Here is a 5,769-nt window from a genome sequence, read left to right on the forward strand (position 1 = left end):
GCTCTGCCGTTCCCTGTCCCGGGGGGGGGGGGGTGGGCGCGCCAACCCCCCCCCCCCCCGGCCGCGTGCCGTGCCCACAGGGAGCGGCGCCGGGCGGCTACCGCAGGAAGGGGTCCACCGCGACCGCGACGAAGAGCAGCGACACATAGGTGATGGACCAGTGGAACAGCCGCATCTCCTTCAGCTTGCCGCCCGTGATCTCCGCCTTCGCCCGGTTCTGCAGACCGTGCGCCTCCCACAGCCACCAGCCGCCCGCCAGCAGCGCGACCGAGGTGTAGAACCAGCCGGTGTAGCCCAGCGGCTGCAGCAGCAGCGAGACGCCGACCATCACCCAGCTGTAGAGGACGATCTGCCTGGCGACGGTCTTGTTGGAGGCGACGACCGGCAGCATCGGCACGCCGACGCGCGCGTAGTCGTCCTTGACCTTCATGGAGAGCGGCCAGTAGTGCGGCGGCGTCCAGAAGAACATGACGAGGAACAGGACGACCGGCGCCCAGGACACCGAGTTCGTCACCGCCGACCAGCCGATCAGGACCGGCATGCAGCCGGCGATGCCGCCCCACACGATGTTCTGCGAGGTGCGCCGCTTGAGGATCATCGTGTAGACGACGACGTAGAAGAGGAGCGCGCCGAGGGCGAGCCAGGCCGACAGCCAGTTGACGGCGAGCCCGAACAGCAGGGTCGACACCACCGCGAGGGTGATTCCGAAGGCGAGGCATTCACGCGGGCTCACCATCCCGGTGACCAGCGGACGCTGCGACGTGCGGTCCATCAGGGCGTCGATGTCGCGGTCGATGTACATGTTCAGCGCGTTCGCGCCGCCCGCGGACAGATAGCCGCCGAGGCAGGTCAGGACGACCAGTCCGAGGTCCGGAACGCCCTGCTGCGCCAGGAACATCACCGGGACGGTGGTGATCAGCAGCAGTTCGATGATCCGCGGCTTGGTCAGCGCCACGAACGCCTTGACCCGGGCCCCCACCGGCCGTCGGCTCGGGTTCTGGCTCGCCCCGACAATCCCCACTGGACGGGATTCAACGGCCGTCACGCACACCCCTGACAGAGACTCCCAGCGAGCTCTCCCTGTGAACACGGGGTAAAGGCTCGCGCGTACCACGCCACTGTAGACGTTGCCCATACCCCGATATTCGCGGGGGTGGGGTCGTGTTGGACGGGCCCCGCGGAAGAGCCGGAAGGCACTCTGTTGAGCACTCGTACGAGCGGCTCCGTATTCACTTGCTGAACAGGAAACTCACCGGTCGGCGGGCGGATCGCGAAGCTACCCGGCAGTCTGGAATGACTCGAAAAAATGCACGTTCTGACGGGGGTAGGCTCGACAACGGCCGGTGGGCGCCGCGTGCACCGGTATTCGACATGCGTGACATGTGGAGAGGAGCCCTGACCCAGGGTGAGCACCAAGCCGACCACCACAGACCTCGAGTGGACCGAGCTGGACCAGCGGGCCGTGGACACCGCCCGCGTCCTGGCCGCCGACGCCGTACAGAAGGTCGGCAACGGCCATCCCGGTACGGCGATGAGCCTCGCGCCTGCCGCGTACACCCTCTTCCAGAAGGTGATGCGACACGACCCGGCGGACGCCGACTGGGTCGGCCGCGACCGCTTCGTGCTGTCCGCGGGCCACTCGTCGCTGACGCTCTACACCCAGCTGTACCTGGCCGGTTTCGGCCTGGAGCTGGACGACCTGAAGGCGTTCCGCACCTGGGGCTCGAAGACCCCGGGGCACCCGGAGTACGGCCACACCACGGGCGTCGAGACGACGACCGGCCCGCTGGGCCAGGGTGTCGCCAACGCCGTGGGCATGGCGATGGCCGCGCGCTACGAGCGCGGGCTGTTCGACCCCGACGCCCCGGACGGCGAATCGCCGTTCGACCACTTCGTCTACGCCATCGCCGGTGACGGCTGCCTCCAGGAGGGCATCTCCGCCGAGGCGTCCTCGCTGGCCGGTCACCAAAAGCTCGGCAACCTGGTCCTGCTGTGGGACGACAACCACATCTCGATCGAGGGCGACACCGAGACGGCCGTGTCCGAGGACACCGTGAAGCGGTACGAGGCGTACGGCTGGCACGTGCAGCGGGTCGCCCCCAAGCCGGACGGCGACCTGGACCCGCACGCCCTCTACGACGCCATCGAGGCCGCGAAGCTGGTGACGGACAAGCCGTCCTTCATCGCGATGCGCTCGATCATCGCCTGGCCTGCCCCGAACGCGCAGAACACCGAAGCCGCGCACGGCTCGGCGCTCGGCGACGACGAGGTCGCCGCGACCAAGCGCGTCCTCGGCTTCGACCCGGAGCAGTCCTTCGAGGTGGCCGACGAGGTCATCGCGCACGCCCGGGGCGCGCTGGAGCGCGGCCAGGCCGCCCGCGCCGTCTGGGAGAAGTCGTTCCAGCAGTGGCGGGACAACAACCCCGACCGCGCCGCCGAGTTCGACCGCGTCGCCGCGGGCGAGCTGCCCGCCGGCTGGGAGGAGAAGCTCCCGGTCTTCGAGCCCGGCAAGGGCGTCGCCACCCGCGCCGCGTCCGGCAAGGTGCTCCAGGCGCTCGGCTCGGTCATCCCCGAGCTGTGGGGCGGCTCGGCCGACCTCGCCGGCTCCAACAACACCACGATCGACAAGACGTCGTCCTTCCTCCCCGAGGGCAACCCGCTGCCCGAGGCGAGCCCGTACGGGCGCACGGTCCACTTCGGCATCCGCGAGCACTCCATGGCCGCGGAGATGAACGGCATCGCGCTGCACGGCAACACGCGCATCTACGGCGGCACGTTCCTCGTGTTCTCCGACTACATGCGCAACGCGGTGCGCCTGTCCGCACTGATGCACGTGCCGGTCACCTACGTGTGGACGCACGACTCCATCGGCCTCGGCGAGGACGGCCCCACCCACCAGCCGGTCGAGCACCTCGCGTCGCTGCGCGCGATCCCCGGCCTGAACGTGGTCCGCCCGGCCGACGCCAACGAGACCGCCATCGCCTGGCGCGAGATCCTCAAGCGGTGGACGAAGGTCTTCGGCAAGGGAGCCCCGCACGGTCTGGTCCTCACCCGTCAGGGCGTGCCGACCTACGAGCCCAACGAGGACGCGGCCAAGGGCGGCTACGTCCTCCTCGAGGCCTCCACGGGAACGCCGGAGGTGATCCTCCTCGCGACCGGCTCCGAGGTGCACGTCGCCGTCGAGGCGCGCGAGCGGCTGGAAGCCGACGGCGTGCCCACCCGGGTGGTCTCCATGCCGTCCGTGGAGTGGTTCGAGGAGCAGGACCAGGGGTACCGGGACAGCGTTCTGCCGCCGTCCGTCAGGGCCCGCGTGTCGGTCGAGGCCGGCATCGGCCTCACCTGGCACAAGTACGTCGGGGACGCCGGTCGCATCGTCTCCCTGGAGCACTTCGGTGCTTCGGCCGACGGCAAGGTCCTCTTCCAGGAGTACGGCTTCACTGCCGAGAACGTGGCGGCCAAGGCGCGGGAATCCCTCGCCGCCGCCCAGCGCTGACGCTCACACACGACCCGTAGGAGATGTAATTCCATGACAGACGCACTCAAGCGCCTCTCCGAGGAGGGCGTCGCGATCTGGCTGGACGACCTGTCGCGCAAGCGGATCACGTCCGGCAACCTCGCCGAGCTGATCGACCAGCAGCACGTCGTGGGCGTCACCACCAACCCGTCGATCTTCCAGAAGGCGATCTCCCAGGGCGACGGCTACGACCAGCAGCTGTCCGACCTCGCCGCCCGCGGGGTCACGGTCGAAGAGGCCATCCGCATGATCACGACGGCGGACGTCCGCGACGCCGCCGACATCCTGCGCCCGGTCTTCGACGCCACCGGCGGCCAGGACGGCCGGGTGTCCATCGAGGTGGACCCGCGGCTCGCGCACCACACCAAGCCGACGGTCGCCGAGGCCAAGCAGCTCGCGTGGCTGGTCGACCGCCCCAACACGCTGATCAAGATCCCGGCCACCATGGGCGGCCTGCCGGCCATCACCGAGGTCATCGGCCTGGGCATCAGCGTCAACGTCACGCTGATCTTCTCCCTGGAGCGCTACCGCCAGGTCATGGACGCCTACCTGTCCGGCCTGGAGCAGGCCAAGGAGCGCGGCCTGGACCTGTCGAAGATCCACTCCGTGGCGTCCTTCTTCGTGTCCCGCGTGGACACCGAGATCGACAAGCGCCTCGACGCGCTCGGCACCGACGAGGCCAAGGCGGCCCGCGGCAAGGCCGGCCTCGCCAACGCCCGCCTCGCCTACCAGGCGTACGAGGAGGTCTTCGGCACCGAGCGCTGGGCCGCGCTGGAGAAGGCGGGCGCCAACAAGCAGCGTCCGCTGTGGGCCTCCACCGGCGTGAAGGACCCCGCGTACAAGGACACCCTGTACGTGGACGACCTGGTGGCGCCGAACACGGTGAACACCATGCCGGAGGCGACCCTGTTCGCGGCCGAGGACCACGGCGACATCACCGGCGACACCGTCGCCGGCACCTACGAGCAGGCCCGCGCCGAGATCGACGCCGTGGAGAAGCTCGGCATCTCCTACGACGAGGTGGTGCAGCTCCTCGAGGACGAGGGCGTCGACAAGTTCGAGGCGTCCTGGAACGACCTGCTCAAGTCGACCGAGGCGGAACTCCAGCGCCTCGCCCCCTCGAAGGGCTGAGAATTTGTCGAGCAGCAACCCGCTGCGTGACCCCGCCGACCGACGGCTCCCGCGTATCGCGGGGCCGTCGGGCCTGGTCATCTTCGGCGTCACGGGCGATTTGTCCCGGAAGAAGCTCATGCCCGCCGTGTACGACCTCGCCAACCGGGGTCTGCTGCCGCCGGGCTTCTCCCTGGTCGGCTTCGCCCGCCGGGAGTGGGAGCACGAGGACTTCGCGCAGGAGGTCCACGACGCGGTCAAGGAGCACGCCCGCACTCCCTTCCGTGAGGAGGTCTGGCAGCAGCTCGTCCAGGGCATGCGCTTCGTGCAGGGCACCTTCGACGACGACGACGCCTTCGACCGGCTGCGCTCCACGATCGAGGAACTCGACCGGGCCCAGGGCACGGGCGGCAACTTCGCCTTCTACCTCTCGGTGCCGCCGCGCTCCTTCCCGGTGGTCATCAAGCAGCTGAAGAAGCACGGGCTGGCCGACCAGCAGAACGGCTCCTGGCGACGCGCGGTCATCGAGAAGCCCTTCGGCCACGACCTCGCCTCGGCGGAGGAGCTCAACAAGGTCGTCCACGAGGTCTTCGGCTCGGACCAGGTCTTCCGCATCGACCACTACCTCGGCAAGGAGACCGTCCAGAACATCCTGGCGCTGCGCTTCGCCAACACCATGTTCGAGCCGATCTGGAACCGGTCCTTCGTGGACCACGTGCAGATCACCATGGCCGAGGACATCGGCATCGGCGGCCGGGCCGGCTACTACGACGGCATCGGCGCCGCCCGTGACGTCATCCAGAACCACCTCCTGCAGCTGATGGCGCTCACCGCCATGGAGGAGCCCGCCTCCTTCGACGCGGACGCGCTGGCCGCGGAGAAGACCAAGGTGCTCGGCGCCGTCCGGCTGCCGAAGGACCTGGGCCGCGACACCGTGCGCGGTCAGTACGCGGCCGGCTGGCAGGGCGGCGAGAAGGCCGTCGGCTACCTCGAAGAGGACGGCATCGACCCCAAGTCGAAGACCGACACCTACGCCGCGATCAAGGTGGGCGTCGACAACCGCCGCTGGGCGGGCGTCCCGTTCTATCTGCGCACCGGCAAGCGGCTCGGCCGGCGCGTGACCGAGATCGCGGTCGTCTTCCAGC

Annotated in this window: 4 protein-coding genes; 3 read left to right on the forward strand and 1 reads right to left on the reverse strand. The window is 69.4% G+C overall.

Annotation, left to right across the window (positions count from 1 at the left end; genetic code table 11):
• Positions 1–97: 97 nt before the first annotated feature.
• Entirely contained in the window at positions 98–1,051 is a 954-nt protein-coding gene (locus ABT300_RS40525) for a heme o synthase (protein ID WP_351687156.1), read from the reverse strand.
• A gap of 354 nt (positions 1,052–1,405) precedes the next feature.
• Here ABT300_RS40525 and tkt point away from each other — a divergent pair, with 354 nt between their 5' ends.
• The 3 genes from tkt to zwf all read left to right on the forward strand — a co-directional run.
• Positions 1,406–3,493 (forward strand): transketolase, encoded by a 2,088-nt coding sequence (gene tkt, locus ABT300_RS40530; protein WP_351687147.1) that lies wholly within the window; start codon positions 1,406–1,408, stop codon positions 3,491–3,493.
• Between the two features lie 33 nt (positions 3,494–3,526).
• On the forward strand, positions 3,527–4,645 hold the full coding sequence (tal, locus tag ABT300_RS40535) for a transaldolase (protein WP_351687150.1): 1,119 nt from the start codon (positions 3,527–3,529) through the stop codon (positions 4,643–4,645).
• 4 nt (positions 4,646–4,649) lie between these two features.
• A partial coding sequence (zwf, locus tag ABT300_RS40540) for a glucose-6-phosphate dehydrogenase (RefSeq protein ID WP_351687153.1) occupies positions 4,650–5,769 on the forward strand: 1,120 nt, incomplete at its 3' end.

Source organism: Streptomyces sp. NPDC001027, from assembly GCF_040299045.1.
GTDB lineage: Bacteria > Actinomycetota > Actinomycetes > Streptomycetales > Streptomycetaceae > Streptomyces.